This window comes from Streptomyces sp. URMC 123, assembly GCF_051386515.1.
Classification (GTDB): domain Bacteria; phylum Actinomycetota; class Actinomycetes; order Streptomycetales; family Streptomycetaceae; genus Streptomyces.
The window spans coordinates 1-3,101 of the sequence record NZ_JBPQTV010000506.1 but is presented as its reverse complement, the minus strand read 5'-3'; the positions used below and the strand labels follow the sequence as shown (position 1 = coordinate 3,101).

Below are 3,101 nucleotides of genomic sequence, written 5' to 3'. Positions count from 1 at the left end.
CCCCGGTCTGCACATCGCAGTACGTCCCGGCCCGCAGCCCCGTGCGCAGGTCCTGCCGGAGCTCGCCGCCCTCGCGCTGCCACCCCCACCTCCAGCCCTGGCCGCACCGCCCGGCGACAAGGACGTCACCGCCGTCCTGTTCGAGTGGAACTTCGCCTCCGTCGCCCGTGAGTGCCGCGACGTCCTCGGCCCCTCCGGCTACGGCCTCGTCCAGGTCTCCCCGCCCCAGGAGCACATCCGCGGCGACCAGTGGTGGACCTCGTACCAGCCGGTGAGCTACCGCATCGCCGGACGGCTCGGCGACCGCGCCGCCTTCAAGGCCATGGTCGACACCTGTCACGCGGCCGGGGTGAAGGTGGTCGTCGACACGGTCGTCAACCACATGGCCGCCGGCTCGGGCACCGGCACCGGCGGATCGCCGTATACGAAGTACGACTACCCCGGCCTCTACCAGGGCCAGGACATGGACGACTGCCGGCACCCCGTCAGCAACTACCAGGACCGCTACCACGTCCAGCACTGCGAACTCCTCCAGCTCGCCGACCTCGACACCGGCGAGGAGTACGTCCGCACCCGGCTCGCCGGCCACCTCGACGACCTGCGCTCCCTGGGCGTCGACGGCTTCCGGATCGACGCCGCCAAGCACGTCCCGGCCGCCGACCTCGCCGCGATCAAGGCCCGGATGAAGAACCCCGGCGCCCACTGGAAGCAGGAGACCATTCACGGCGACGGCGAGGCCGTCTCCCCGGCCGAGTACCTCGACAACGGCGATGTCCAGGAGTTCCGCTACGCCCGCGACCTCAAGCGGGTCCTCCAGCGGGAGAAACTGGCTTACTTGCGGAACTACGGCGAGGGCTGGGCCTATCTGCCCGGCGGCCGGGCCGGTGTCTTCGTCGACAACCACGACACCGAGCGCGGTGGCGACACCCTCAGCTACAAGGACGGCGCCGACTACACCCTCGCCAACGTCTTCATGCTCGCCTGGCCCTACGGGGCGCCCGACATCCACTCCGGCTACGAGTTCACCGACCGCGACGCCGGCCCGCCGAACGGGGGCGCGGTGCGCGCCTGCTGGCAGGGCGGCTGGAAGTGCCAGCACAAGTGGCCCGAGATCCGGCGCATGGTCGCCTTCCGCAACGCCGTCCGCGGCACGCCCGTGACCCACTGGTGGGACAACGGCAACGACGCGATCGCCTTCGGGCGCGGCGACAAGGGCTTCGTGGCGATCAACCAGGAGGGCGGCGAGCTCCGGCAGGACCTGCGCACGGGGCTGCCGGCCGGGACGTACTGCGATGTGCAGACCGGGGCGCCGGGGGCCGGCGGCGGCTGTACGGGGCGGTCCGTCACGGTCGGCGCGGACGGGCGGGTGAGCGTCGTGCTCGCGCCCCGGACGGCGCTGGCCCTCCATGTGGCGGCCCGCGCGCCACGACCTGACCCGCGAGCAGTTCTACTTCGTCCTGCCGGATCGATTCGCCAATGGCTCGACCGCCAATGACAGGGGCGGCATCCCCGGCGGCCGCACCGACCACGGCCACGACCCCACCGACAAGGGCTTCTACCAGGGCGGGGACCTCAAGGGCCTCACCGAGCGGCTGGACTACATCAAGGGCCTGGGCACCACCGCCCTCTGGCTCGCCCCCGTGTTCAAGAACAAGCCCGTCCAGGGCACGGGAAACAACGTCTCGGCCGGCTACCACGGCTACTGGATCACCGACTTCACCCAGGTCGACCCCCACTTCGGCACCAACGCCGAGCTGACCGCCCTGATCGACAAGGCCCACGCCAAGGGCATGAAGGTCTTCTTCGACGTCATCACCAACCACACCGCGGACACCATCGACTACGCCGAGAAGGAGTACGGATACCGGCCCAAGGGCGCGTACCCCTATCTGGACCGCGACGGGCGCCCCTTCGACGACCGCGCCGGCGTGGACGGGAAGAAGGTCGACGCCGACGCCTCCCCGTACACCCCGAAGCCGCGCCCCGGCGAGCGCAAGGTGCCCGACTGGCTCAACGACCCGACGATGTACCACAACCGGGGCGATTCCACCTTCGCCGGGGAGAGCTCCGAGCACGGCGACTTCTCCGGCCTCGACGACCTGTGGACCGAGCGGCCCGAGGTCCGCGAGGGCATGGCGCGGATCTACCAGCGCTGGGTCGAGGACTTCCGCGTCGACGGCTTCCGCATCGACACCGTCAAGCACGTCGAGATGGACTTCTGGACCCAGTGGGCCACCGCCCTCGACCGCTACGCCGCCCGCAAGGGCCGCGAGAACTTCTTCCTGTTCGGCGAGGTCTACTCCGGCGACCCCGCCACCACCGCGCCCTACGTCACCCGCGGCCGCCTCGACGCCACCCTCGACTTCCCCTTCCAGGAGGCCGCCCGCTCCTACGTCTCCCAGGGCGGCCCGGCCACCAAGCTCGCCTCGGTCCTCGCCCAGGACTACCGCTACACCACCGACAAGGCCAACGCCTATGAGCAGGTGACCTTCCTCGGCAACCACGACATGGGCCGCATCGGCGCCTTCCTGCGCCAGGACAACCCCGGCGCCGACGACGCGGAACTGCTCCGGCGCGCCCGGCTCGCCCACGAGCTGATGTTCCTCACCCGCGGCAACCCCGTCGTCTACTACGGCGACGAACAGGGCTTCACCGGCGCCGGCGGCGACAAGGACGCCCGCCAGAGCCTCTTCGCCTCCCGCACCCCCGACTACCTCGACGACGACCGCATCGGCACCGACCGCACCCACGCCGAGGACGCCTACGACACCGGCCACCCGCTGTACCGGTCGATCGCCGCGCTGTCGAAGCTCACCAAGGAGCACCCCGCCCTCCGCGACGGCGTCCAGACCCATCGCCACGCCGACGGCTCCGTCCTCGCCGTCTCCCGCACCGACCCGCGCCAGCGCGTCGAATACGTGGTGGCGGTCAACAACGCCACCGAGCCGCGGACCGTCACCCTCCCCACCGGCACCCCCGACACCGCCTTCCGCACCCTCCACGGCGGCGACGCCGCCCCGCGCAGCGGCGCCGACGCCCGGCTCACGGTGACCGTCCCCGCCCTGTCCGCCACCGTCCTGCGGGCCGGCGCGCCCCTGCCC

Annotated in this window: 1 protein-coding gene and 1 pseudogene; both read left to right on the top strand. The window is 71.6% G+C overall.

Annotated features, from left to right (window positions below):
• Nucleotides 1-7: 7 nt before the first annotated feature.
• Complete coding sequence (locus tag ACSNOD_RS30045) at nucleotides 8-1,495, top strand: alpha-amylase (protein ID WP_436770239.1); 1,488 nt, start codon at nucleotides 8-10, stop codon at nucleotides 1,493-1,495.
• Nucleotides 1,419-3,101: pseudogene (locus ACSNOD_RS30040) on the top strand (alpha-amylase family glycosyl hydrolase); the annotation flags it as partial. The gene ACSNOD_RS30045 and the pseudogene ACSNOD_RS30040, both read left to right, overlap by 77 nt.